The following is a 23,302-nucleotide window of genomic DNA, read 5'->3' as shown; positions in this document are numbered from 1 at the left end:
GGCTTCAGGCCTCGAACAGCCGGCGCGGCGCTCGAGTAAGCCGCTCGATGCCGGTCTCGGTGGTCAGTATCGTCTCGCTGAACGCCACGCCGGCGGCGGAGACGTACATGTGGAAGACCATGCCCGGTTCGAGCACCCAGTTGGAATCGGGCAGGAATACCCGCGAGAAATCGCTGGTGTGCGGCGTGGAAAGCGGAAAATGTCCAACCGTATAGCCGGTGATGTTCAGATAATCTTTGCGCAGTCCCGCCTGCAGAATGCCTTCGCGGGCGATGGCGTCGACCTCGCGAGCCGGCCGGCCCGGCACCATCGCGGCGAACTGGCGATCCTGGATGGCGATCAACTGCTCGGCCAGCGCGGCCCGTTCGCCGGCCGCACCGATCACCACGGGGCGCATCAGGCGGGCGCTGTAGCCGTTCACCAGCGGAAGGAGCTCCAAGTGCATCACGTCGCCGCGGCGCAGCGGTTCGGCGTGCAGGTTGCCATGCAGGAAGCTGTCGCCCACGCCAGCGGTGATGATGCCCGCCCGGCTGGTGTCGGCCCCCTGCTCCATGAAGACCTGGTGCACGATCGCGGCGGCATCTCGCTCGCTGCGGCCTTCGCCGGCATGCTCCACCACGGCCTGCAGCGCCAGGTCGGCGATCCGCCCCGCCTCACGGAGATAAGTGATCTCCTGCGGCGACTTGCGCATGCGCACCTGCTCCAGCACACCCGAGAAGTCGACGAAGCGGGACTGGGGCAAGGCAGCCGTGAGCTGCCGATACCGACGCAGCGGCATGCAGTAGGAATCTTCGTCCATGCCCAGCCGCAACCCATCCCAGCCGCGCTGGGCCAGGGTGCGCGCCAGCACGCCGACCGGATCCTCCCAGTCGGAGAACGCCACGGCGTCCTGCACCCAGGAACTTTCCAGGAATGGGCCCAGGTCTACTGCGCGCAATACCATCACCGGCTCCCCCTCCAGGGGCAGCAGGCAGGCGCGATACATATTCTCGGAAATGCTGAAGCCGGTGAGGTAGGCCAGGAATTCGGTCTGGTCGACCAGCAATACATCCACGCCACGCGTGCGCATATGGGTGCGCACCGCCTCGACCCGGGCGTCGTACTCGTCCTGGGTGAACAGCAACTTCTTGGTCTGGCTCATAGAGATCCTAGAAAATTTTCAAGAGCGCGCGCCGCGGCTTGCCAGCAGATTGGCGGCCAGCAGCGCGAGTACGGAAACCACGACAAGCAGCGCGCTGACTGCGGCGATGGTGGGATCGAGCTGGAACAGCACGGAATTCCAGATGCGCACGGGCAAGGTCTGCGCCGTGCTGCCTGCCATGAACATGGCGATCAGCAGCTCGTCGAAGGAACTGAGAAAGGCGAAGATGCAGGCCGAGGCGATCCCCGGTGCGATCAACGGCAGGGTGATGCGCCGGAACGCCGTATAGCGGTTCGCCCCGAGGCTCAGCGCGGCATTCTCCAGCCGGCTGTCCACGCCCTGCAGCGTGGCCGAGAGGATGATGATGGCGATGGGCAGCGCGATCACGGCGTGGCCGATGATGATGGCGGCCGTGCTGCCGAACATGGCGCCCCGGTCGGCGAAGAAGAAGAACATCGCGATGGCGGAGATAATATTGGGCACGATCATCGGCAGCAGGATCAGCGCGTAGACCAGCTGCTTGAAGCGGAATCGCGCGCGCACCAGCGCAAGCGCGGCCAGCACGCTGAGAACCACGGCCAGGATCGTGGCGCCCACCGCGATCTGGAAGCTCAGCCATATCGAGGCGCGCCAGTCTGCATTGCCCAGCACTTCCTCGACCCAGCGCAGCGACAGCCCTTGCGGCGGGAAGCTCAGATAATCAGAAGGACTGAGCGCCAGCGGGAAGATGATGAGGATGGGCAATGCCAGGAACAGCAATACGGCGATCGCTGCGGCGCTGGTGGCCCATCCGACCTTGTGTGGATTCATAGCTTGGCCTCGAAGAGTCGGTTCAGGCCCACGACCCGTTCATACACGAGGAACAGCACCAGCGTGCACGCCAGCAGGATGGTCGATAGCGCCGAGGCGAAACCCCAGTCGAAATAGGTTTCCACCTGGCTTTCGATGATCATGGAGATCATGCTGTCTTCCTGGCTGCCCATGAGCGCCGGCGTGATGAAGAAACCGATGGAAAGAATGAACACCAGCAGGCTGCCCGCCGCCACGCCAGGCAGCGACAACGGCACGAAAATGCGCCAGAACGCGCGCCGGCGCGAAGCGCCCAGACTTTCCGCCGCCCGCAGCAGGCCGGTATCCACCCCACGCATCACGCTATAGAGCGCCAGCACCATGTAGGGCAGCAGGATGTAAGTCATGCCCACCAGCACCCCGAAGCGCGTATACATCAGCGTGAGCGGCTCTCCTATGAGGCCGGCCGCCAGCAGGAGCTGGTTGACGACGCCTTCGGTGCCGAGCAGCACCATCCACGCGTAGGTGCGGACCAGGACGCTGGTGAAATATGGCACCACCACCAGGATCATTAGCAGTCCCGCCGTGCGCGGACGAATCTGCGACAGGAAATATGCCAGCGGATAGCCGAGCGCCAAGGCCGCCACGGTGACGGAGAGGGAAATCTCAAAAGTGATCCACAGCACCTGCAGGTAGGTGGGCTCCTGCCACAAGCGGGCATAGTGTTTCCAGGTGAAGTCGGGATCGTAGACGCTGCGTGCCAGCATCCCGCCTAGCGGATACAGGAAGAACACGGCCAGCAGCAGTAACGCCGGCGCCAGCAGGATCCAGGGAGCCATGCGCGGCGATCGGAGTACGGCCGGCATCACCCCTCCTCCCGTGCATCCACCAGCCAGACGCTGCCCGCGTCCCATTGCACCGTCACAGGCGTACCCGCCGCAGGGACGCGATCATGGCCGTCGCAGGCCGCCTGCGTACGCAGCACGGTGCCGTCGCGCAGTTGCACCCCCAGCTTCACCGTGTGGCCCAGATAGAGCGTATCCACGACTTCGCCAGGCAGGCAGCGCCCCGTCGCGAGATCTGCGGCGTCTCCCTGGTGCACACGCACGCGCTCCGGACGCAGCACGCCGTACACGCGGCTGCCGATCCCGCCGGAGACACTGCCGCGCGCCCGGATGGCCTCGCCGCCGGCCAACCTGACGACGTAGTCCTGCCCGTCGCGCGCCTCGATGCTGCCAGCCAGGAAATTCGACTGGCCGATGAACTCCGCCACCCAACGGCTCGCCGGTTGCTCGTAGATCGCCTGCGCGGAGGCAATCTGCGCAATGCGGCCATCCTGCATCACCGCCACGCGGTCCGACATGGTCAACGCCTCTTCCTGGTCATGCGTGACGAAGACAATCGTCGCACCCAGCGAGGCGTGCAGGCGCTTGATCTCCACCTGCATGTGCTCGCGCAGGTTCTTGTCCAGGGCGCCGAGGGGTTCGTCCATCAACAGCGCTTGGGGCGCAAACACGATGGCCCGGGCCAGCGCGATGCGCTGCTGCTGTCCACCCGACAGCTCCCTGGGGTAGCGCCCGCCCTTGTCCGGCAACTGCACCATGTCGAGGGCGCGGCGCACTTCCTGTTCGATGCGCGAACGCCCCATGCCGCGCATCTCCAGCGGGAACGCCAGGTTCTGCGCAACCGTGAGATGTGGGAACAGGGCATAGTTCTGGAACACCACGCCCAGGTCCCGCTTGCCCGGCGGCAGCGCGGTGACGTCCCGGCCACCGATGGTGATGCGGCCGGAACTGGGCGCCGTGAACCCCGCCAGCATCATCAGCGTGGTGGTCTTACCCGATCCGCTGGCTCCCAGCAGCGTCACGAATTCGCCCGCCCCGATGGCCAGGTCGAGTTCGCAGACCGCGGCAGATACCCCATAGAACTTGCTGATTCCCTCCAGCTTCAGTTCGGCTCCCCGGCGCGCCGGCATTGCAGCTGCACCCGCCATCAGGACCTCCGCAGCACCCAGGCCTGCCAGCGTTGGCCTATCGTGGGAAGGTTGTCGGACCACCAGTGTGCGTCCTGCTCGAAAGACATGGAAAAATGCTCGGGCGAGCTTGGCAGCTTGGCCAGGTCTTCGGGGCGCACGTGCTCGAAGGCCTTGGTGTTCGTGGGGCCGTACGCGATGTACTTCGTAAGTTCGCCCTGCACCTGCGGCTGCAGCGCGAAATCGATGAAGCGCTGCGCGTTGGCTCTGTTGGGAGCGTTCTTCACGACGCCCCAGTACTGCACCTGCTGCTTGGCCTGGTTCCACTCGATCGCCAGGGGCGCTCCCTTGTCGATCAGCGCCTGCGCTCGACCGTTCCAGATGCCGCCCAGCACGGCCTCCTTGCGCTCAAGCAACTGCGCCGATACGGCGCCGGTGTCCCACCACTTGACCACGCTGCCCTTGATGCGGTCCAGGGACCGGAATGCCCGGTCGAGATCGACGGGATAAAGCTGATCCTTGTTCGCGCCGTCGGCCAGCAAGGCGAACTCCAGTTCCGCCGCACCCGACTTCTGGTCGGCCAAGGTTCGGGCTCCCGGGAAACGCGCCACGTCCCAGAACTCCGCCCACGAACGCGGCTGTGTTCCGGGCTGAAACACCTCGGTGTTGTACGCCAGCACCGTGGCGAAGTACAGATTGCCCACCATGGTCGGATGACGCACCGTGGACTGGATGTCGGCTGGATTGCTGTACTTCATGCCGTCGTAGTCGATGCGCTCCAGCGCACCAATCTTGTCCAGCGCGATCTGCGCCACGTCCAGCAGGTCCACTACGTCGACCTGTACCCGCCGAGCCTCCACCATGGCGCGGATCTGGGCCGCCGTGGCCGGCTGCACCACCACCTTGATGCCGGTCTCGGCCGTGAAGGGCTTGTACAGCGCCACGTCCATGGCGTCCTGATAGGCGCCGCCCAGACCGCGGACCACCACCTGGCCCGCCTCTCGTCCGTACGCCAGCGGCATGCCCAGGCTGGCGCCGCCCAGGGCAGCCCCCGCCAGGGCGGAACGTTTCAGAAAGGCGCGGCGACCGGCACGCACAGGTAACGACTTCGACTGCATGTGACTTCTCCCTTGACTGTAGTGGTTGCGTCAGGCCCGCTTGCCTGACGCGCGTTTCGAACGGGACTGCATGCCCGCCCGCAGATGCTGCTCGAGCGATGGATCGCTCTCGCTGTTGCCCGGGCTGTGCCAGTGGCCCAACCGCTTCCAGGCCTCGTCGGACTGGCGCAGGCGCTGTACCACCCGCTCGGCATCGCGCACCATGATCAGCGCGGTGATCCAGTTGGCGAGCGCCAGCGTGCCCGCCTGGGACCACCAGGCGAACGACGTCATGCCGCGCGCCGCGTACAGCGTATGGACAGCCAGCCTGGCCAGTGGCGAGGTCGGACGATCCGTTATCGCCACCACCTGCGCCCCCGCCTCCTTTGCGTGCTGCAGGATGTCCACGGTGTAGGGCAAGTAGCGGACATAGCCGATGCCGATGAACACGTCGCCCTTGCCGACGGTGCGCAGGCGCTCGGCCAGGTCGCCGTGCTCGACGTTGAACACCTGGACCTTATCCAGCACCTGGTTCAAGTGCATGGCCAGATAAGCCGCCAGGGGGTACGAAGTACCATGCCCCGTCACCCAGATGCGGCGGGCGCCGATCAGCAGGTCGGCTACCGACTCGGCCGTCTCGTCGGCGTTGAGCCGCGCCGTCTCGGCAACCAGGGCGGCGTCGCTTTCGTATACCTGCGCCTTCAGCTCCGTCAGCGTGGAGGGCGGCTCCTGCCGCATGCCCAATGCGCCGGCGCGCTCGAGCAGGCCGCCGCGCAACGCCTCGCGCAAATCGGCATAGCCGCCATATCCCACTGCCCGCGCGAACCGCACCACCGCGGCATCGCTCTGCCCGGCAGCCTCCGCCAATTGCTTGGCGGTCATGAATGCCACCTGCTCGGCGTGGCCGAGGATGTATCGGGCCAGCTCCTGCTGCGCCCGCGTCAGGGTATCGAGGTGCTCGGTGATCCGTTGGGCTAGCGTCATGGAAGATCTGCTTTGTTGTATTCACTACTATTTAATGAAAAATTGTAGTGATCACGACAATTCAGCGCAAGCCCCATTTCTGCGAGAATGCAGGTCGCCCGCTCGGCGAACTACAGCCGGCGTGGCCGCCACGACCACGAGAAAGAAGATCGCACTTGTGAAACTCGCCACCTGGAACGTCAACTCCCTCAATGTCCGCCTGCCGCAGGTCCTGGACTGGCTCGCCGCCAATCCCGTGGATGCGCTGTGCATCCAGGAGCTCAAGCTGGCCGACGACAAATTCCCGCTGCAGGCCTTCACCGACATCGGCTACCACGCCGCCTGGGCCGGGCAGAAGACGTACAACGGCGTGGCCATCATCTCGCGCGAACCAGGCTTCGGCCTGGTGCGCAACATCCCCCTCTACGAAGACCTGCAGCAGCGCGTGATCGCGCTCACCCTGCCCAGCCCCGCCGGCGACGTGCGGGTCATCTGCGCCTACTGCCCCAACGGCCAGGCAGTGGGCTCCGACAAGTACGCCTACAAGCTGGCGTGGTATGCCGAGCTCACGCGCTGGATCAAGGAAGAGATGACCATCTACCCGCGGCTCGCGCTGCTGGGCGACTACAACATCGCGCCCACCGACGCCGACGTGCACAACCCCGAGAAATGGGAAGGCCAGGTGCTCGTGTCCGAACCCGAACGCGCCGTATTCCGCACCCTGCTTTCGCTCGGGCTGGTGGACTCCTTCCGCCTGTTCGAGCAACCCGAGAAGTCGTTCAGCTGGTGGGACTACCGCCAGTTCGCCTTCCGGCGCAACGCCGGGCTGCGCATCGACCACATCCTGCTGACCCAGCCCCTGGCCGACGCCTGCCAGGCCTGCGTCATCGACAAGGCCCCGCGTGGCAATCCCCAGCCGTCCGACCACGCCCCGGTGGTGGCCACCCTGGCGCTGGGCTGAGCCGGCACCCACCCGCAGCCGTTTACACAAATGCGGCAAATCAGGTATAGTTTCGGTCTTCACTGATTGGGGCGGTAGCTCAGCTGGGAGAGCGTCGCGTTCGCAATGCGAAGGTCGGGAGTTCGATCCTCCTCCGCTCCACCAAAAATTCCAGATCAAAGCCTTGGACACACAATGTGTTCCAAGGCTTTTTGTTTTTGCGGGACGTTCGGCCATAGCGCAAGGCGTCATGCATCAGGTACCCAGAAGCGATTCGGCAGCCGCTTCCTGGCGCGGGCCAACGCGGACACCGGCGAGCCCGCGCTCATCAAGGCAGGCCTCGCAGACCTGTGGTTCGTGACGCTTCATCCGTTCGACGACGGCGACGGCCGCATCACCGGGCCCGTGGACAACCTATTCTCGCGCGCGCCGATTGGCGCCCGCACCGCTGCGGATCGGAAGCAGATGATGCACCTCGCAGCGGAATTCGTTGGGCCAGCCTTTCACCCGCCGCCCCGCCCCTATCTATCCCCGACCCGCAGCACCGAGTCAAACCCCTCCTCATGATGGAAGCGCTCCACCGCGGCCACGGCTTCGGAGACGCCCAACACGTCGGCGCCCATGGCTTCGATCCGCAGACGGGGCTGTTCCCCGCCGGCGCCGGCCGCTGAACCCGGGCCCGCTGCGTAGGCGTAATGGATGTCCACCGCGACGTCCGGCTTGCGGCGCACGCCCGGGAACGCCACGGCGTAGGCGAAGCGATAATGGCGCTCGGCGGGCGCTGCGGCCTGGCCGGGCCCGATGCCCAGGAACCGGACCTGCAGGTCGTCGTAGTCCTTGGTCCGGTGGGGTTGCTGGCGCAGGGGGAACTCGCGTTGCAGCGCGTCGATTGCTGCCGCGGCGTCCGGCAGGGCTGGGGACGGGATCATGAGGTCTGCTCCGGCGGGTGTCACGGTACGGCGGGTCTGCCAGTATGTCGGAAAGACGGGCCGCGGAAAGGCAGGAGCACCCGGCCAAACTCCCCCATGATCGCGGGCTCGGCCGGGTACGGATCTTGCGGCTCCTCCTCGTTCCACTCCCATGCAAGCCGCCATGACGCAAAGCGAAAAAGAGAAGATGCTGGCCGGGGCGCTCTACCATCCCGGCGACCCCACGATCCAGGCCGACCAGGAAGCCGCGCGGCAGTGGCTGGCGCGCTACAACGCGCGACCCGACATGCCGCTGCCGGAACGCCACCGGCTGCTAGCCGAACGGCTTGCCGCAGTGGGCGACGGCACGGTGGTGCGTCCGCCCTTTCATTGCGACTACGGCTACAACATCCGGCTGGATGCCGGCGTGTTCCTGAACTTCAATTGCGTGATCCTGGACGTGGTGGAGGTATGCATCGGGGATCTCACGCAGATCGGCCCCGGCGTGCAGATCCTGGCGGCCGATCATCCGCGCGATCCGGCGCAGCGGGCGGCAGGCCTGGAATTCGGCCGGCCGGTGCGCATCGGGCGCAATGTGTGGATCGGCGCGGGTGCCATCATCCTGCCCGGGGTGACGATAGGCGACGACGCGCTGATCGGCGCGGGCAGCGTCGTCACGCGTGACGTGCCGGCCGGCGCCACGGCCTACGGCAATCCGGCCCGGCCGAGGCCGGGCGCGCCGGGCTGAGGTGCGCCCGTGTCAGGGCGCCATGTCAGGGCGCCGTCACGGCGCCCTCCTTGCCCGCTGGCGGATAGGCGGCCGTTGCACCGTCCTGGCCGGATTCCCGCAGCAGGCTGGCGCGATAAGCGGCGCATCCCACGCCCAGCAGCAGCACGCAGAGCAAGGCCGTGCAGCCCAGCAGTACCGACATGGAGTCGCCCACGGCCGCCGGGCTCTTGAAGACGCGGTCGGTCAGCAAGGCCACCAGGGTCGTGCCCAGGCCCAGGCCGATGAGGTTGGAGATGAGCAGGAAGATCGACGCGATCTGTGCCCGCAGCTGGTTGGGCGGCAGGATCTGCATGGCTGCGGTGGAAGTGGGCATGGGGAACGAGGCGAAGAACATGGCGGGCACCAGCAGCGCCACCGACAGGGCCAGGCTGTCGGTCTGGGTGAAGGCCAGGGCCGGCAGCGCCATGGCGGCCGCGCCGATGACGGAGGCGCGCATGGGTGCGTCCTGGTGCCCGCGCCGCGCCAGCCAGTCCATCAGCCAGCCACCGAAATACACGCCCGCCGTATTGGTGAGCAGCACCACGATGCCCAGCATGTAGCCCGCCTGGGTGGGCGTCATGCCGAACTTGCGCATGTAGAAGGCCGGGGCCCAGCCCAGCAGGCAGAACAGGGCCATGGCGTAGAAGGAGAAGCCGAGGTAGTGGCAGCAGAAGGTGGCGCGATGCCTGCCCAGGAAGCGCAGCGTGGCGCCGAAGCCGGCCTTGGCGGCGGCACCGTCGGCGCCCTGGGTCAGCCCGCGCCGCTGCGGATCCCGCACGGTGAGCAGGATCAGCAGCGCCACCAGCACGCCGGGCAGGCCCACGATGACGAAGGTGAGCTGCCATGGCCTCATGGTGCCCCAGGGCAGCGCCACGCTGTCCACGGATTTCAGCAGGTCGATGACGTAGCCGCCGATGAGGAAGGCCAGGCCGCCGCCGACGAAGGCGCCCACGGAATACACGCCGACGGCGCGGCCGAGCTTGTCGCGCGGAAACATGTCGCTGAGCATGGAATAGACCGCGGGCGAGAGCGCCGCCTCGCCCACGCCCACGCCGATGCGCGCCAGGAACATGTGCGCGAAGCTGCGCGACAGGCTGCAGGCGGCGGTGGCCAGGCTCCAGAAGGCCACGCCGATGGCGATGATGCGCGGCCGGGAATGGCGGTCGGCCAGCACGGCGATGGGTATGCCCATGAAGGCGTAGAAGAGCGAGAAGGCCAGCCCGTGGAGCAGGCTGAACTGAGTATCGCTGAGCTGCAGGTCGCGCTTGATCGGTTCGATCATCAGCGCGAGTATCTGCCGATCGACGAACGAAAATATGTACGCTAGCATGCAGATCAACACGACGTACCACTCGTAGGCGTAGCTTCTGCCCGTCGCGTTCCCGCGCATATCGGCAACCATGGTTTCCCCTTATATGAGTCGATCCATGCAGCGCGCTCCGGTGGTGCGTGCCGCGGATTCATGCTGGATTTGCCCCGTTTTAGGCCCTCGGGCGCGGCCGCTCTATACGCCGCGCGCAACCCTTGTACGCCTTGCGCAGAAAACATGTACGCGAACCGCTACCCGCTAAGCCGCCATTGCCTGCTGGATTCCGGCAACGCCTCCGAGGTAAAGGACCAGGTCAGCCAGCACCTGTGGTCGCACCGCATGAGCGTGCGCCCCGGGGCCGACCTGCACTCGCGCATGTACGGCGTGCGCTTCGGCAGCGTGGCGCTCTACGACCTCCACTATGGCGCCGAAGTCGAGATCGATGCCGGCGACATCAGCAGCTACTACCTGTTCCGGGCCACGCTGCACGGCACAGGCGAAGTGCAGCTGGGCAGGCAGCGGGCCGCAATGCGCGCCGGCAGCCTGACGGTGTCCTCGCCTTCCGAGCGCAGCGCCCTGCGCTTCGGCAAGGATTGCCGCAACCTCATCCTGCGCGTCGAACGCCAGCCGCTGGAACGCCAGTTGCAGCAGTTGCTGCAGCGTCCGCTGCGCCAGCCCCTGGTCTTCGAGGTGGAGGCCGGCAACCATGCGCCCGGCGCCGAGGCGCTGCGCGAAACCCTGCGCTACCTGTGCCGGCTCTATCAATTTGCGCCCGACGGGGCGGGCCGCACGCTGTCGGCCGGCTTCGACGACTACCTGCTCTCGCTGCTGCTCATGCAGCTGCCGCACAATTACAGCCAAGCGCTGCAGGGCGACGCGCGCCAGCCCCTGCCCGCGCACGTGCGCAAGGCGCGCGACTACATCGACGCCCATGCCGACGAAGCGATCCCGCTGGCCGGACTGGCCGCCCACTGCGGGGTGTCGGTGCGCACGCTGCAGAACGGCTTCCTGCGCTTCCTGGGCCAGAATCCCAGCGACTACATGCGCAGCCAGCGCCTGGAACGCGTGCACGCCGCCCTGCAACGCGCCGGCGCCGAAGGGGGAAGCGTCACGGAGGTGCTGCTGCGGCATGGCGTCACCAGCTTCGGGCATTTCGCCACGCACTACCGCAAGCGCTACGGCTGCCTGCCGTCCGACACGCTGCACAAGCATCGCGGCTAGCCGCCGTCGGCAGCGCATCTGCGCTCTGCCAGGGCTGCCGGCGCCCGGCCGCACGCGCCGCGTTGCAGTTTCCGAATTGCGCTTGCGCTTTCCGGGGAGCCTGCCGAGCGGCGCGTCGCTAGCATGGCCGGCAATGCAACAGCAACGGAACGTCGATCATGCGCATCAGTGTCATCGGGGGCGGCCACGGCTGCTATGCGGCAGCAGCCGATCTGGTCGAGAAAGGGCATGCGGTCACGTTGTGGCGCCGCGACGGCGGGGCGCTCGAAGCGTTGCGCCGTGAAGGCGCCCTGGCCGTCACCGACTACCGCGGCACGCGCCGCATCGCGCTGGCCGACGAGCCGGGCGCGCTGCGGCTGCAGCCCGAGCTGGCGCGCGCCGTGCAGGATGCCGAGCTCCTCGTCATTCCGCTGCCCGCCACCACGCACGACGCCCTGGCGGCCGATCTGGCGCCGCTGCTGCGCGACGGCCAGGTGGTGTTCCTGCCTCCCGGCACCTTCGGCAGCTATGTCTTCGCGAAGGCAATGCGCGACGCGGGCAATCCCGCCGAGGTGGCCTGGGCCGAGACCGGAACACTGCCCTACCTGGCGCGCAAGCATGGCGAACGCGTGGTGATCAGCGGCTACGCCACCCGCCTGCCCACCGGCGTGTTCCCTGCCCGCCTCGCGGGCCCGGCGCTGGAGCGGTTGCGCCTGGCCTATCCCAGCATCGAGCCTATCGAGGACGGTCTGTCAGGCGCGCTGATGAACGCGGGCCCCGTCATCCATCCCCCGCTCATCCTGATGAACGCGGGTCCGCTCGAGCACTTCGAGGCCTGGGACATCCACAACGAAGGCACCCAGCCCGGCATACGCCGCGTGACGGACGCGCTGGACGCGGAGCGCATCGCCCTGCGCACGGCGCTGGGCTACGCCCCACCGCATTTCCCGCTGGCGGATCACTACGCCAAGGAAGGCGACGAGTGGATGTACGGCCGCGGGGCGCACGGCCGGCTCACCGACAGCGGCGACTGGCGCGAACGCATCGACCTGCACGCGCACCGCTACATGATGGAAGACACGCGCCTGGGCCTGTCGCTGCTGGTTTCGCTGGGGCGCTGGGCCGGTGTGCCCACGCCGGTTGCCCAGGGCCTGCTGAGCATCGCGTCGGCGCTCACCGGCCGCGACCTGTACCGCGAGGGCCGCACGCTGGAAAACCTGGGCCTGGCCCACCTCTCGCGCGAGCAGATGCGTGAACTGCTCGTGCAGGGCGTATCGGCATGAACGACACGGACAGCCTGAATGCGCCGGTCGGCATCGTGGGCGCCGGCCGCATGGGCATCGGCATCGCGATGTCGTACGCCCACGCCGGCATGGCGGTGGCGCTGGTCGACGCCAAACCGCGCGACGCAGCCGAGCGCGCGCGCTATTTCGACGGGGTGCGCGCGGCGCTGCAGCAGGAGTTCCACACCCTGGTGCGCCTCGGTCTGCTGCAGGAGGCACAGGCGCGCACGGCCCTGGCGCGCGTATCGCTGTGCGGCCAGGCCGATGGCGCGGCCGCGCTGGCGCACGCGCGGGCAGTGTTCGAGGCAGTGCCGGAACGGCTCGACGCCAAGCGCGAGGCGCTGGCCTGGATAGGCCGGCATTGCACGTCCGACTGCCCGGTGGCGTCGACCACGTCCACCTTCCTGGTCACGGAGCTTGCCGGCCTGGTGCCGCATCCGGGGCGCTTTCTCAACGCGCACTGGCTCAACCCGGCGCACCTGATCCCGCTGGTGGAGATCATGGCCGACGCGACGACCTCGCCGCAGGCCCTGGCCGCCATGGAAACGCTGCTGCGCCAGGCCGGCAAGGTGCCGGTGCGCTGCGCGCCGGCGGCGGGCTACATCGTGCCGCGCATCCAGGCCCTGGCCATGAACGAGGCCGCGCGCATGGTGGAGGAAGGCGTGGCCACCGCCGAGGACATCGACACCGCCATACGCCTGGGATTCGGCCTGCGCTTCTCCGTGCTGGGCCTGCTGGAGTTCATAGATTGGGGCGGCGGCGACATCCTCTACTATGCCTCGCGCTACCTGAGCCAGACCCTGGGCCAGCGCTTCGAGGCGCCGCAAGTGATTTCGCGCAACATGGAACAGGGCCGCAACGGCCTGCGCGACGGCCAGGGCTTCTATGCGTACGCCGGCACCGACGTGGAGGCGTATCGCATGCAGCGGCTCGACGAGCTGTGCCAGCGGCTGCGCCTCCTCGGCCTGCTGCCGCGCTTCGACGCCGCCATCACGCCTCAGCCGGCCACGTCGCCCGGTACAGCGCCGGCAGCGCCTGCCCCGCCGCAGCGGCCAGGTTGAAGCGGACGACGCCGTCGAGCGCGGTGGGATTGGGATTCACCTGGACCACGTCGGCGCCGCGGCGCGCCGCCTGTACCGACAGGCCGGCCGCCGGCTGCACCAGGGCCGACGTGCCCACGCTGAACAGCAGGTCGCAGCCGGTGCAGGCCTGCACCGCGCTGCGCCACGGCGCCTCGGGCAGCATCTCGCCGAACCAGACCACACCCGGACGCACGGGCCCGCCGCAATGCACGCAACGCGGCGGCGCCAGCCGCCGGCCGCCCTCCGGTTCCTGCGGCATGGCCGCGGAAAACGCGTGCGGTGCGCGGCATGACTGGCAGTACGGGCTGTCGAGCTGGCCATGCAGATGCAGCACGTCGCGGCTGCCGGCGCGTTCGTGCAGGTCGTCGACGTTCTGCGTGACCACGGTGACGCGCGGCAGCCGCGCGGCCATGGCCGCGATGGCGCGGTGCGCGCCGTTGGGCCGGGCCTGCAGCACGCGCATGCGCCGCCACTCGTACCAGCCCCAGACGAGTTCCGGATCCCTGGCATAGGCTTCGGCCGTGGCCAGGTCGGCCGGATCGTAGCGCGCCCACAGCCCCGTCATGGGGTCTCGGAAGGTGGGAATGCCGCTTTCGGCGGACACGCCGGCGCCGGTGAGGAACACCACGTGGTCGGCGCTGCGCAGGCGCTCGATGAGTTCGTGCGGGATGTTCGAGGTCATGGCAGCAGCGTAATACAGACGGCGACGGCCGGCGTGTCAGGGTGCAGCATGGCGATGCACCGGCCTGCCTGCGCACGCCCCACGCCGGTGCACGAAGCCCCGGTCCGGCACCCGGCAGGCGCAGCGCAGGCGCCTGCCACCCGGTTACAACCTGGCACGTTTATTGCATGTTGCACGCTGCTCAATCGCGCCGAAGCCTATGCAGGTCCCTCGGCACACCCCTCGTCACTTGAAGGATTCCGCATGCGTGCTCTTCCCTTTGCTGCTTCCCTCCGCCACGCCGCCCGCGCCCTCGGCGCCCTAGTCCTGGGCCTGGGCATGGCGGGCCCCTCGCATGCCGCCTACCCCGAGCGGCCCATCAGCGTGATCATCTCGTTCCCGCCGGCCGGCGCCACCGACGTGCTGGCGCGCGCCATAGGCCAGAAGCTGTCCGACGAACTCAAGCAGCCCGTGGTGGTGGAAAACCGGCCGGGCGCCGGCGGGGCCATCGGCCTCACGGCCGCGGCCAAGGCGCCGGCCGACGGCTATACGTTGTACCTCGCGGCAACTACCAACCAGGCCATCGCCGCCGCCATCTACAAGAAGCAGCAGGCCAGCCTCATCGACGACTTCGTGCCGATCGCGGGCGTAGGCATGGTGCCGCACATCCTGGTGGTGCCTGCGTCGCTGCCGGTCGACAACGTGCAGCAGCTGGTGTCCTACCTCAAGGCTACGCCCGGCAAGTACAACTACGCCTCGCAGGGCAGCGGCACGCTGTCCCACCTCGAATCCGCGCTGTTCGCGATCAAGGCGGGCCTGGATGTCACGCACATCCCGTACAAGGGCAGCTCGCTCGCCCTGCCCGAGCTGGCCAGCGGCTCGTCGAGCTTCATGTTCGACAGCATCCCGGGTTCGATGCCCCTGATCCAGGCAAAGAAACTCAAGGTGCTGGCCGTGGCTTCCGGCACGCGGGCCTCCGTCCTGGCCGACGTGCCCACCTTGCGGGAATCGGGCATACAGGGCATGCAGGCCGACAACATCTTCGGCTTCTCGGCGCCCAAGGGCACGCCGCAGGAGGCCATCGACACGGTGTCGAAAGCGCTGCAGAAGGTGTTGGCCGACCCGGGGCTCAAGTCCACCCTGGCGGCACAGGGCGCCGAGCTCGCGTACACCCCCGCGGAGGCCTACGGCCAGTCCATCGTCGCCGAGCACAAGACCTGGGCCGACGTGGTCGCGCAGGCCAAGGTGCAGGTGGAATGAAGCCGGCGCATGGCCCGCGCGCTGGCTGCGGGCCATGCCGACGCAAGTGGCCTGGGAGCCCACCTTCCGGGAAACAAAAAGAAACAATCTGAATTGAACTTCCGCATCGGCTTACGCGTCAACAGACACTGCGACGCGTGACAGCCGGGGTGTCGCAGAACGCAGCACAGACTGCGCATCAGCACGTGCTTTCCGCGTCCAGTTTTGTTCTTGAACGCGAACCCGCCGGATGGCGCAGGCCACGCCTGCCCGCCGGCCGGGTTCTTCAGCAACAGACCTGCCATGCGAAAACAATTACACCTGATCCTGGCCGCCACGGCCTTCCTGCTTGCCTTGGGCTGTACCGCGCTGCGCGCCCAGCCCGCATCCGACCACAAGGGCCTCTACCTGCTGACCGACTACCCCGCGGTCACGCTCCAGCCCGGCACCACTTCCTCGATCTCGCTCATGCTGCGCAACTACGGCTTGCCGCCGGCACGCCTGGCGCTGCGCGTCGAAGACGTGCCGGCGGGCTGGAAGGCCACGGTGCTGGGCGGAGGCCAGCCCGTCGCGGCGGCCATGCCCGCCACCGACGACAGCGTTTCGCTGCAATTGCGGCTGGAAGTCCCGGCCGGCGCGGCCGCCCAGGCGCATACGCTGCGCCTGGTGGCCGAGGGCGAGGGACACCAGGTCTCGCTGCCGGTGCAGGTGAACCTGGCCGAGGCGCTGCCCGCCAAGCTCACGCTGGAACCCAGCCTGCCCGCGCTCAAGGGCGGCGCGAACGCCGCGTTCGACTATTCCCTCACGGTGAAGAACGACAGCGGCCGCGACCTCACCGTGAGCTTCGACGCCACGACGCCGCAGTATTTCCGCCCGTCGTTCACCGAAGGCTACGGCAGCCAGCAGATCAGCTCGGTGCCCATCAAGGCGGGGCAGACCAAGGACATCAAGCTCAGCGTGCGCCCGCCGTCGGACGCGCAGCCCGGCGACTACCCGATCCGGGTCACCGCCGCCGCGGAAGGCCTGCAGGCCAGCGCCGACCTGAAGATGCAGATCGTGGGCCAGCCGGAACTGCGCATCAGCGGCCGCGACGGCCTCATGAGCGCGCGCGCCGAAGCCGACCGCACCACCACGATGCCGGTGGTGGTCACCAACACGGGCGGCGCCGCGGCCGAGAACGTCGAGTTCTCGAGCAACGCGCCCTCCGGCTGGCGCGTGGAATTCGAGCCCAAGTCCGTCGCCCGCATCGCGCCCGGCGAACAGGCGGAAGTGCAGGCCCGGCTGACCCCGTCGTCGCGCTCGCTGGCCGGCGACTACATGGCGGGCATCACCGCCCGCGCGGCCGGCAACTCGGCCTCGGGAGATTTCCGCATCACCGTCGCCACCTCCAGCACCTGGGGGATCATCGGCGTGGCCGTGATCGCCATCGCGGTGCTGATCCTGGTGGGCGCCGTCGCGAGGTTCGGACGGCGATGAGCGACGCAGTCATCGAAGCCCGGGGGCTGAGCAAGCGCTATGGCGCCACGGCCGCCGTGGACGGCATCGACTTCACGGTGGGCGCGGGCGAGATCTTCGGCCTGCTCGGCCCGAACGGCGCGGGCAAGACCACCACCATCCTGATGCTGCTGGGCCTGACGGACGCCACCGGCGGCAGCGTGCGCGTGCTGGGCATGGATCCCCAGCGCGAGCCGCTGGCCGTGAAGCGCAGCCTGGGTTACCTGCCCGACGCCGTGGGCTTCTACGACCACCTCAGCGCGCGCGCCAACCTGGCCTACACGGCACGCCTGCTGGGGCTGGACGAAGCCGAGCGGCACGCGCGCATCGAGGCCGCGCTCGCCCGGATGCGGCTGTCGGACGTGGCCGACCGTCGCGTGGCGACCTACTCGCGCGGCATGCGCCAGCGGCTGGGCCTGGCCGAGATCGTGGTCAAGCAGGCGCGCGTGGCCATCCTCGATGAGCCCACGTCGGGGCTGGATCCGCAATCCACCGAGGAATTCCTGGAGCTGATCCGGTCCCTCAAGCGCGACGGCGTGACGGTGCTGCTGTCCTCGCACCTGCTGGACCACATGCAGCGCATCTGCGACCGGGTGGCGCTGTTCCGCGCGGGCCGCATCGCCCTCATGGGCAGCGTGCCGGAACTGGCGCGGCAGGTGCTGGGCGGCGGCTACGCGGTCGAGGTGCAGGCCACCGGCGACGGGCTGGCCGAGCACCTGCAGCGCGTGCCGGGAGTGCGCTCGGTGAGCCAGGAAGCGCCCGGCCGCTACCGCCTGCTGGCCCAGGGCGACGTGCGCGCCGACGCTGCCCGAGCCGTGGTGCAGGCGGGCGGCGCGCTGACGCGCCTGTCGGTGGAGCAGCCCAGCCTGGACGCCATCTACAACCGCTTCTTCGCCGCCGCCGCGGCAGCATCCGAGGAGCCCGCACATGAGACAGCGTGAAGGTTCACCCTGGACCGGAGTCGGAACGGTCGCCCTCAAGGAACTCTCCGACCATATGGCGAGCGCCCGCATGCGGGTGCTGGAGTGGCTGATCGTGCTGACCGCGGCGGCTGCGCTGTATGGCGCATTCCGCGACATCCGCAGCAACACGGCCGAGGATCCGTTCGTGTTCCTGCGGCTCTTCACCCTGGCACAGCCGCCCATGCCGTCGTTCGCCGCGATACTGGGCTTCCTGATCCCCCTGGTCGCCATCGGCCTGGGCTTCGACGCGGTCAACGGCGAATACAGCCGCCGCACCATGAGCCGCATCCTGTCGCAGCCCATCTACCGCGACGCGCTGCTGCTGGGCAAGTTCCTCGCCGGCCTGGGCACGCTGGCGATCTGCCTGCTGTGCCTGTGGCTGCTGGTGATGGGCAGCGGCCTGGTCCTGCTGGGCGTGCCGCCGAGCGCGGAGGAGCTGGCCCGCTCGCTGCTCTTCCTGCTGGCCGCCCTGATGTACGCGGGCGTCTGGCTGGCGCTGTCCATGCTGTTCTCGGTGCTGTTCCGCTCGGCGGCCACCTCGGCGCTGGTCGCGCTGGGACTGTGGCTATTCATGGCGCTGCTGTGGCCCCTGCTCGCCGGCGCGCTGGCCCAGGCCATCGCGCCGCCCGACGTGCTGTCGCAGCTCACCGGGCAGCCCAGCCTGGCCACCATGGAATGGACGCAGGGGCTGCAGCGCCTGTCGCCCAACCAGCTCTTCAGCGAGGCCATGGTCACGGTGCTGAGCCCGGGCACCCGCACGCTGGGCCCGGTGTTCCTGGATCAGCTCGAAGGCGCCGTGATGGGCGCTCCGCTGGCCCTGGGGCAGAGCCTGCAGATCGTCTGGCCGCAGGCCGTGAGCCTGCTTGCCGGCACGCTGCTGGTCTATGCGGCGGCCTACGTTGCCTTCCAGCGCCAGGAAGTGCGCGCCTGAAATGCCGGGGGCCGGCAGCGACCCGCCCCCAGCGTAACGTCTGGCCACAACCACTGCAATCGGATGACAGGCCTGCGAACGAGGCTGTCCGCCCCCTGAAACCAGCGGCCCGGCGATTCACGCCCTGGTCATGTGGCTTGCCCATACTGCGGCGAGTCGATCCACCAAGGGGATTCCACATGACCTACGCCATCGAAGTGCAAGGCTTGAGCAAGACGTTCAAGCCGGGCAGCAAGGCGCTGGACGATGTCCAGCTGCGCGTCGCGCCGGGCGAGATGGTTGCCCTGCTGGGCGCCTCGGGCTCCGGCAAATCCACGCTGCTGCGCCATCTGGCCGGCTTCACCGCCGCCGACAAGGGCTCGGGCCCGATCCACATGAACGGCGAGCTGATCCAGCGCGACGGCCGCCTGAGCCGCCACGTGCGCCGCTCGCGCGCAGGCATCGGCTTCGTGTTCCAGCAGTTCAACCTGGTGGGCCGCCTGCCCGTCATCACCAACGTGCTTACCGGCCTGCTGCCGCGCGTGCCCATGTGGCGCAGCCTGCTGCGCATTTTCCGGCGCGACGAAGTGGCCCTGGGCATGGACGCGCTTTCCCAGGTTGGTATAGACGATTATGCCTTTCAGCGCGCCTCCACGCTCTCCGGCGGGCAGCAGCAGCGCGCGGCGATCGCCCGCACGCTGGTGCAGAACGCCCGCGTGATCCTGGCCGACGAACCCATCGCCTCGCTGGATCCGGAGTCCTCGCGCCGCGTGATGGACACGCTGGCCGAGATCAACCGGCGCCGCAAGGTGGCGGTGGTGGTGTCGCTGCACCAGGTGGACGTGGCGCTGCGCTACTGCCCGCGCGTGGTGGCCCTGCGCAACGGCAAGGTGGTGTACGACGGCCCGTCGTCCGAGCTCACCCCGGCCATGCAGCAGGCGCTGTACGGCGCGCAGCTCTCCGAACTGCACGATGCCCCCGCCGTGGTGCCGGCGCCCGCGCCGGCGCCCCGCCCTGTTTTGAGCGGCGCCCTGGAAGCGGCCGCCATCTCCTGAATCCAGCCTTTCCTGCCCGCCCATCACGGAGCCATCCCATGTTCGCCAAGACCCTTTCCGCCCTGCTCGCCACCGCCGCGCTCGCCACCGCGCCCGCTCTGGCGCAGGATGCCAAGACCCTGAACTTCGGCATCATCTCCACCGAGTCCTCCAGCAACCTGAAGTCCGGCTGGGATCCCGTCATCAGCGACCTCAGCAAGGCGATCGGCATGCCGGTCAAGCCCTTCTTCGCCTCCGACTACGCCGGCATCATCGAGGGCATGCGCTTCAACAAGGTGCAGCTCGCCTGGTACGGCAACAAGTCGGCCATGGAAGCGGTGGACCGCGCCGGCGGCGAGGTGTTCGCCTCGGTGATCGACAAGGACGGCAACCCCGGTTACTGGTCGCTGCTGCTGGTGCAGAAGGACGGCCCGCTCAAGAGCGTGGAAGACGTGATCAAGAACGGCAAGTCGCTGAGCTTCGGCGCGGGCGACCCCAACTCCACCTCCGGCACCGCGGTGCCGGGCTACTACCTGTGGCTGGCCAACAAGGTCGACCCCAAGACGCTCTTCAAGACCGTGCGCATCGCCAACCACGAGACCAACCTGCTGTCGGTGATCAACAAGCAGGTGGACGTGGCCATCGCCAACACCGAAGCGGTGGAGCGCTACCGGGTCAACACCGGCCGCGATGCCCATGACGCCGTGCGCGTGGTGTGGAAGTCGCCCCTGATCCCCGCCGACCCGATGGTGTACCGGACCGACCTCCCGGCCGAGCTGAAGCAGAAGATCCGCGACTTCTTCGTCAACTACGGCAAGGGCTCGCAGCAGGAGCTGGAGAACCTCAAGCGCCTCACCTACAAGGGCTTCCGCGCCGCCGACAACAACCAGCTCATCCCCATCCGCCAGATCGACCTGGCCAGCAAGAAGGCGCGCATCGAGGGCGACACCACGCTGTCGGCCGAAGAGAAGCAGAAGCGCATCGCCGAGATCGACGCGCAGCTCGACGTGCTGAACAAGCAGGCCGAGAAGGTCGCGGCGGCCCAGTGATCGCTGCTGTTCCCGGGTGTCCGCCCTGGAGGCGGACACCCTCTTTCCACCGGGCTGCAGGCCCGAGGCCCATGCCATGAACCACACGCTCTCCACCCCTCTTCCGACCTCGGCGCGCCTGCGCACGCCGGTATCCACGCTGCTGGCCTGGGCCGCGATCTTCGTGGTGCTGGGCCTGTCGTGGCGCGGGGCCGACATGCGCCCGCTGGACCTGCTCAGCGACAGCGGCAACATGGGCCAGTTCGCCGCCGACTTCTTCCCGCCCGACTTCCGGGACTGGCGCAACTACCTGGCGGAGATGCTGATCACGGTGCAGATCGCCGTCTGGGGCACGTTCCTCGCCATCGTGGTGGCGGTGCCCGCCGGCCTGATGTGCTCGTCCAACATCGTGCCGGCGTGGGTATACCAGCCGATGCGCCGGCTCATGGACGCGTGCCGCGCCATCAACGAGATGGTGTTCGCCATGTTGTTCATCGTGGCCGTGGGACTGGGCCCCTTCGCCGGCGTGCTGGCCCTGTGGATCCACACCACCGGGGTGCTGGCCAAGCTGTTCGCCGAGGCGGTCGAGGCCATCGACCCGCGTCCGGTCGAGGGCGTGCGCGCCACGGGAGCCAACGCGCTCGAAGAGATCGTCTACGGCGTCATTCCGCAGGTCATGCCCCTGTGGATCTCGTTCTCGCTGTACCGGTTCGAATCCAACGTGCGCTCGGCCTCCGTGGTGGGCATCGTGGGCGCGGGCGGCATCGGCATGCTGCTGTGGGAGATCATCCGCAGCTTCCGCTACGCCGAGACCTGCGCCATCATGATCATCATCATCGTCTTCGTGGTGGCCACCGACATGCTGTCGTCGCGCATCCGCAAGGCCTTCATCTGACATCGCACGCCATGTCGACGCCCGCCCTCACGCCGGCCCGCATCGCCGCCCTCTTCGAAGGCTACGGCAGCGCCTATTACGGCGACGAGGCCGTCACCCAGACGCAGCACGCCCTGCAGTGCGCCCGGCTGGCCGAACAGGCCGGCGAGGCGCCCGAACTCGTGGCCGCGGCGCTGCTGCACGACCTGGGGCACCTGCTGCAGGCCGAGAGCCGCAACCTCGACATGCGCCACCAGGACGTGGCGGCGCGGTCGCTGGCCCCGCTGCTGGGCCCTGCCGTCACCGAGCCCATACGCCTGCACGTGGCGGCCAAGCGCTATCTCTGCGCCGCGGACCCCTCCTACCACGCCACCCTGTCGCCCGCCTCGCAGGCCAGCCTGGTGCTGCAGGGCGGCCCCTACGACGAGGCCGGCCGGCGCGAATTCGCCGCCCACGCGCACGCCGAAGCCGCGCTGCGGCTGCGCCGCTACGACGACGTGGCCAAGGACGCGGATGCGGTCACTCCGCCGCTGGCGCACTACATGGCGCTGGTGGAGGGGCTGGCGCGCGGCTGACGCCGCGCGCAGCCATCCCTGCCGGCCTGCTCCCGGCCGCTGCGCAGGCCTGCCGAGCGTGTTCCCCGCTACTCGGTTATAGATACGGAGGGCGCCCGGTGGCGCAGCGGAGCAGGACGTGCATTTCTCATTGGTCGACATCGATTATTTCCTTGCCGTCGTGCGGCATGGCCATTTCGGCCGGGCCGCGGCAGAGTGCGGCGTCACGCAGCCGGCCATCACCAAGGCGCTGCGCCGCCTCGAGGACGCCACCGGCGTGACGCTGTTCGAGCGGGGCGCGCACGGAGCCCGGCTCACCGGCGACGGCCGCGTCTTCCACGAACACGCCCGCCGGCTCAGCCTGCACCATGATGAGCTGGTCAAGGTTTCCACCGACCTGCGCGCCCACCACAGCGGTCTGCTGCGCGTGGGGCTCACCAACCCGGCCGGCGACAGCGACTCCGTCCGTGTCCTGGCCGAGATGGTCCGGCGGCGGCCCGGACTGCGCATCCGGCTCGTCATTGGCAAGTCCGACGCGCTGAACGCCGCGGTGGAAGCGGCCGACCTGGACGTGGCGGTCGTCCCTTGTCCGCCCGGCACGACTTTCAGTTGCGAGCAGGTGGACCTGAGCCAGGACACCATGCTGGTCGCGGCGCGCCTTGGCCATCCCCTCTTCAAGGAGGCGGAGCCGACACTGGCATCGACGCTGCCCTACTCCTGGGTGATGCCCAGCCGCGACAGCGCCGCCCGCAAGGCCGTCATTCGCATGCACGAGGCAGCGGGCCTGCCCGAACCCTCCGTGGCGGTAGAGGCGGAGTACATATCCGAGGCCGCGCTGGGCATCGTAGCCAACTCCGACGTGCTGGCGCTGGCGCCGTCGATCAGCCTGCGCGCCTGGAGCGGGCGCATCGGCCCGGTGCCGGTGCGCGAACTGGCGCTCACACGACGCCTGCTCCTGCTGACCCGCCGCGATGCCCACCACTCGGCGCTGATGCAGGAGTTCCGCGATCTCATGCAGCAGGCCAGCCAGGCTCGCCACTGAATTTGCGCGCCTGCCCCGGCGTTCCGTGTTTACCCTGAATATTCCCATTGG

General features: G+C 68.4%; 23 protein-coding genes, 1 tRNA gene and 1 pseudogene. 16 read left to right on the top strand and 9 right to left on the bottom strand.

From position 1 onward, the window contains the following. Positions 1-4: 4 nt before the first annotated feature. From ACYBYQ_RS08495 to ACYBYQ_RS08470, 6 genes are read right to left on the bottom strand one after another with little or no spacing between them, the layout of a single operon-like run. Positions 5-1,141, bottom strand: coding sequence for a M24 family metallopeptidase (locus ACYBYQ_RS08495; RefSeq protein WP_459618308.1), 1,137 nt, complete (start codon positions 1,139-1,141; stop codon positions 5-7). Positions 1,142-1,159: 18 nt separating this feature from the next. Continuing rightward, on the bottom strand, positions 1,160-1,951 hold the full coding sequence (locus ACYBYQ_RS08490; protein WP_459618307.1) for an ABC transporter permease: 792 nt from the start codon (positions 1,949-1,951) through the stop codon (positions 1,160-1,162). Further along, entirely contained in the window at positions 1,948-2,769 is an 822-nt protein-coding gene (locus ACYBYQ_RS08485) for an ABC transporter permease (RefSeq protein WP_459618306.1), read from the bottom strand. The genes ACYBYQ_RS08490 and ACYBYQ_RS08485 overlap by 4 nt, the downstream gene beginning before the upstream one ends. A gap of 26 nt (positions 2,770-2,795) precedes the next feature. After that, a complete protein-coding gene (locus tag ACYBYQ_RS08480; RefSeq protein ID WP_459618305.1) occupies positions 2,796-3,923 on the bottom strand; it encodes an ABC transporter ATP-binding protein in 1,128 nt (375 codons plus the stop codon). After that, complete coding sequence (locus ACYBYQ_RS08475; protein ID WP_459618304.1) at positions 3,923-5,020, bottom strand: ABC transporter substrate-binding protein; 1,098 nt, start codon at positions 5,018-5,020, stop codon at positions 3,923-3,925. Before ACYBYQ_RS08475 ends, ACYBYQ_RS08480 begins: the two co-directional genes overlap by 1 nt. Before the next feature lie 30 nt (positions 5,021-5,050). Further along, complete coding sequence (locus ACYBYQ_RS08470) at positions 5,051-5,983, bottom strand: MurR/RpiR family transcriptional regulator (RefSeq protein WP_459618303.1); 933 nt, start codon at positions 5,981-5,983, stop codon at positions 5,051-5,053. A gap of 157 nt (positions 5,984-6,140) precedes the next feature. Between ACYBYQ_RS08470 and xth the strand changes: the two genes are divergently transcribed. The 3 genes and pseudogenes from xth to ACYBYQ_RS08455 all read left to right on the top strand — a co-directional run. Then, on the top strand, positions 6,141-6,923 hold the full coding sequence (gene xth / locus ACYBYQ_RS08465) for an exodeoxyribonuclease III (protein ID WP_459618302.1): 783 nt from the start codon (positions 6,141-6,143) through the stop codon (positions 6,921-6,923). Positions 6,924-6,991: 68 nt separating this feature from the next. Beyond that, positions 6,992-7,067: transfer RNA gene (locus ACYBYQ_RS08460), tRNA-Ala, on the top strand. A 117-nt stretch (positions 7,068-7,184) separates the two neighbouring features. Next, positions 7,185-7,351 (top strand): annotated as a pseudogene (locus tag ACYBYQ_RS08455) (DUF4172 domain-containing protein); the annotation flags it as partial. Between the two features lie 72 nt (positions 7,352-7,423). Here the strand turns inward: ACYBYQ_RS08455 and ACYBYQ_RS08450 are convergent. Beyond that, positions 7,424-7,831 carry a hypothetical protein gene (locus ACYBYQ_RS08450; protein ID WP_459618842.1) on the bottom strand — a complete coding sequence of 136 codons (408 nt, stop codon included), beginning with the start codon at positions 7,829-7,831 and terminating at the stop codon, positions 7,424-7,426. A 163-nt stretch (positions 7,832-7,994) separates the two neighbouring features. Between ACYBYQ_RS08450 and ACYBYQ_RS08445 the strand changes: the two genes are divergently transcribed. Beyond that, complete coding sequence (locus ACYBYQ_RS08445) at positions 7,995-8,558, top strand: sugar O-acetyltransferase (protein ID WP_459618301.1); 564 nt, start codon at positions 7,995-7,997, stop codon at positions 8,556-8,558. Between the two features lie 25 nt (positions 8,559-8,583). Here ACYBYQ_RS08445 and ACYBYQ_RS08440 read toward each other — a convergent pair whose 3' ends face one another. Beyond that, positions 8,584-9,981, bottom strand: a complete 1,398-nt coding sequence (locus ACYBYQ_RS08440) for a spinster family MFS transporter (protein ID WP_459618300.1) — start codon at positions 9,979-9,981, stop codon at positions 8,584-8,586. A gap of 144 nt (positions 9,982-10,125) precedes the next feature. Here ACYBYQ_RS08440 and ACYBYQ_RS08435 point away from each other — a divergent pair, with 144 nt between their 5' ends. The 3 genes from ACYBYQ_RS08435 (at position 10,126) to ACYBYQ_RS08425 (ending at position 13,432) form a co-directional block, all read left to right on the top strand. Beyond that, positions 10,126-11,109: an AraC family transcriptional regulator gene (locus ACYBYQ_RS08435; protein ID WP_459618299.1), complete on the top strand. Its 984-nt coding sequence runs from the start codon at positions 10,126-10,128 to the stop codon at positions 11,107-11,109. A 158-nt stretch (positions 11,110-11,267) separates the two neighbouring features. Beyond that, positions 11,268-12,371, top strand: coding sequence for an NAD/NADP octopine/nopaline dehydrogenase family protein (locus ACYBYQ_RS08430; protein ID WP_459618298.1), 1,104 nt, complete (start codon positions 11,268-11,270; stop codon positions 12,369-12,371). After that, entirely contained in the window at positions 12,368-13,432 is a 1,065-nt protein-coding gene (locus tag ACYBYQ_RS08425) for a 3-hydroxybutyryl-CoA dehydrogenase (protein ID WP_459618297.1), read from the top strand. The genes ACYBYQ_RS08430 and ACYBYQ_RS08425 overlap by 4 nt, the downstream gene beginning before the upstream one ends. Here the strand turns inward: ACYBYQ_RS08425 and ACYBYQ_RS08420 are convergent. Then, positions 13,362-14,135 (bottom strand): SIR2 family NAD-dependent protein deacylase, encoded by a 774-nt coding sequence (locus ACYBYQ_RS08420; protein WP_459618296.1) that lies wholly within the window; start codon positions 14,133-14,135, stop codon positions 13,362-13,364. The two genes, ACYBYQ_RS08425 and ACYBYQ_RS08420, sit on opposite strands and share 71 nt — an antisense overlap. A gap of 243 nt (positions 14,136-14,378) precedes the next feature. On the opposite strand from ACYBYQ_RS08420, the gene ACYBYQ_RS08415 reads away from it, so the two are divergent. The 9 genes from ACYBYQ_RS08415 to ACYBYQ_RS08375 all read left to right on the top strand — a co-directional run bounded on the left by ACYBYQ_RS08415 (position 14,379) and on the right by ACYBYQ_RS08375 (position 23,251). Continuing rightward, entirely contained in the window at positions 14,379-15,374 is a 996-nt protein-coding gene (locus ACYBYQ_RS08415) for a Bug family tripartite tricarboxylate transporter substrate binding protein (protein WP_459618295.1), read from the top strand. Between the two features lie 282 nt (positions 15,375-15,656). Further along, positions 15,657-16,829 carry an NEW3 domain-containing protein gene (locus tag ACYBYQ_RS08410; RefSeq protein ID WP_459618294.1) on the top strand — a complete coding sequence of 391 codons (1,173 nt, stop codon included), beginning with the start codon at positions 15,657-15,659 and terminating at the stop codon, positions 16,827-16,829. Continuing rightward, a complete protein-coding gene (locus ACYBYQ_RS08405; protein ID WP_459618293.1) occupies positions 16,826-17,788 on the top strand; it encodes an ABC transporter ATP-binding protein in 963 nt (320 codons plus the stop codon). Before ACYBYQ_RS08410 ends, ACYBYQ_RS08405 begins: the two co-directional genes overlap by 4 nt. Beyond that, complete coding sequence (locus tag ACYBYQ_RS08400) at positions 17,775-18,740, top strand: ABC transporter permease (RefSeq protein ID WP_459618292.1); 966 nt, start codon at positions 17,775-17,777, stop codon at positions 18,738-18,740. Before ACYBYQ_RS08405 ends, ACYBYQ_RS08400 begins: the two co-directional genes overlap by 14 nt. Before the next feature lie 179 nt (positions 18,741-18,919). Then, positions 18,920-19,774, top strand: coding sequence for a phosphonate ABC transporter ATP-binding protein (gene phnC, locus ACYBYQ_RS08395; RefSeq protein WP_459618291.1), 855 nt, complete (start codon positions 18,920-18,922; stop codon positions 19,772-19,774). Positions 19,775-19,812: 38 nt separating this feature from the next. Continuing rightward, positions 19,813-20,802, top strand: a complete 990-nt coding sequence (gene phnD, locus ACYBYQ_RS08390; RefSeq protein WP_459618290.1) for a phosphonate ABC transporter substrate-binding protein — start codon at positions 19,813-19,815, stop codon at positions 20,800-20,802. 76 nt (positions 20,803-20,878) lie between these two features. After that, complete coding sequence (phnE, locus tag ACYBYQ_RS08385; protein ID WP_459618289.1) at positions 20,879-21,676, top strand: phosphonate ABC transporter, permease protein PhnE; 798 nt, start codon at positions 20,879-20,881, stop codon at positions 21,674-21,676. 11 nt (positions 21,677-21,687) lie between these two features. Continuing rightward, complete coding sequence (locus ACYBYQ_RS08380; protein ID WP_459618288.1) at positions 21,688-22,230, top strand: phosphonate degradation HD-domain oxygenase; 543 nt, start codon at positions 21,688-21,690, stop codon at positions 22,228-22,230. A 118-nt stretch (positions 22,231-22,348) separates the two neighbouring features. Beyond that, entirely contained in the window at positions 22,349-23,251 is a 903-nt protein-coding gene (locus ACYBYQ_RS08375; protein WP_459618287.1) for a LysR family transcriptional regulator, read from the top strand. Positions 23,252-23,302 lie beyond the last annotated feature (51 nt).

It is taken from the genome of Bordetella sp. 2513F2, from assembly GCF_054642735.1.
This window is presented reverse-complemented; position numbering and strand designations above follow the sequence as displayed.

Coding starts and splice junctions, on each gene's coding strand:
- ACYBYQ_RS08435 (WP_459618299.1), top strand. CDS start 10,126: ATGTACGCGAACCGCTACCCGCTAAGCCGCCATTGCCTGCTGGATTCC.
- ACYBYQ_RS08430 (WP_459618298.1), top strand. CDS start 11,268: ATGCGCATCAGTGTCATCGGGGGCGGCCACGGCTGCTATGCGGCAGCA.
- ACYBYQ_RS08440 (WP_459618300.1), bottom strand. CDS start 9,981: ATGGTTGCCGATATGCGCGGGAACGCGACGGGCAGAAGCTACGCCTAC.
- ACYBYQ_RS08480 (WP_459618305.1), bottom strand. CDS start 3,923: ATGGCGGGTGCAGCTGCAATGCCGGCGCGCCGGGGAGCCGAACTGAAG.
- ACYBYQ_RS08485 (WP_459618306.1), bottom strand. CDS start 2,769: ATGGCTCCCTGGATCCTGCTGGCGCCGGCGTTACTGCTGCTGGCCGTG.
- ACYBYQ_RS08450 (WP_459618842.1), bottom strand. CDS start 7,831: ATGATCCCGTCCCCAGCCCTGCCGGACGCCGCGGCAGCAATCGACGCG.
- ACYBYQ_RS08420 (WP_459618296.1), bottom strand. CDS start 14,135: ATGACCTCGAACATCCCGCACGAACTCATCGAGCGCCTGCGCAGCGCC.
- ACYBYQ_RS08400 (WP_459618292.1), top strand. CDS start 17,775: ATGAGACAGCGTGAAGGTTCACCCTGGACCGGAGTCGGAACGGTCGCC.
- phnD (WP_459618290.1), top strand. CDS start 19,813: ATGTTCGCCAAGACCCTTTCCGCCCTGCTCGCCACCGCCGCGCTCGCC.
- ACYBYQ_RS08475 (WP_459618304.1), bottom strand. CDS start 5,020: ATGCAGTCGAAGTCGTTACCTGTGCGTGCCGGTCGCCGCGCCTTTCTG.
- ACYBYQ_RS08410 (WP_459618294.1), top strand. CDS start 15,657: ATGCGAAAACAATTACACCTGATCCTGGCCGCCACGGCCTTCCTGCTT.
- ACYBYQ_RS08470 (WP_459618303.1), bottom strand. CDS start 5,983: ATGACGCTAGCCCAACGGATCACCGAGCACCTCGATACCCTGACGCGG.
- ACYBYQ_RS08425 (WP_459618297.1), top strand. CDS start 12,368: ATGAACGACACGGACAGCCTGAATGCGCCGGTCGGCATCGTGGGCGCC.
- ACYBYQ_RS08415 (WP_459618295.1), top strand. CDS start 14,379: ATGCGTGCTCTTCCCTTTGCTGCTTCCCTCCGCCACGCCGCCCGCGCC.
- ACYBYQ_RS08490 (WP_459618307.1), bottom strand. CDS start 1,951: ATGAATCCACACAAGGTCGGATGGGCCACCAGCGCCGCAGCGATCGCC.
- phnE (WP_459618289.1), top strand. CDS start 20,879: ATGAACCACACGCTCTCCACCCCTCTTCCGACCTCGGCGCGCCTGCGC.
- ACYBYQ_RS08445 (WP_459618301.1), top strand. CDS start 7,995: ATGACGCAAAGCGAAAAAGAGAAGATGCTGGCCGGGGCGCTCTACCAT.
- ACYBYQ_RS08405 (WP_459618293.1), top strand. CDS start 16,826: ATGAGCGACGCAGTCATCGAAGCCCGGGGGCTGAGCAAGCGCTATGGC.
- ACYBYQ_RS08380 (WP_459618288.1), top strand. CDS start 21,688: ATGTCGACGCCCGCCCTCACGCCGGCCCGCATCGCCGCCCTCTTCGAA.
- ACYBYQ_RS08495 (WP_459618308.1), bottom strand. CDS start 1,141: ATGAGCCAGACCAAGAAGTTGCTGTTCACCCAGGACGAGTACGACGCC.
- phnC (WP_459618291.1), top strand. CDS start 18,920: ATGACCTACGCCATCGAAGTGCAAGGCTTGAGCAAGACGTTCAAGCCG.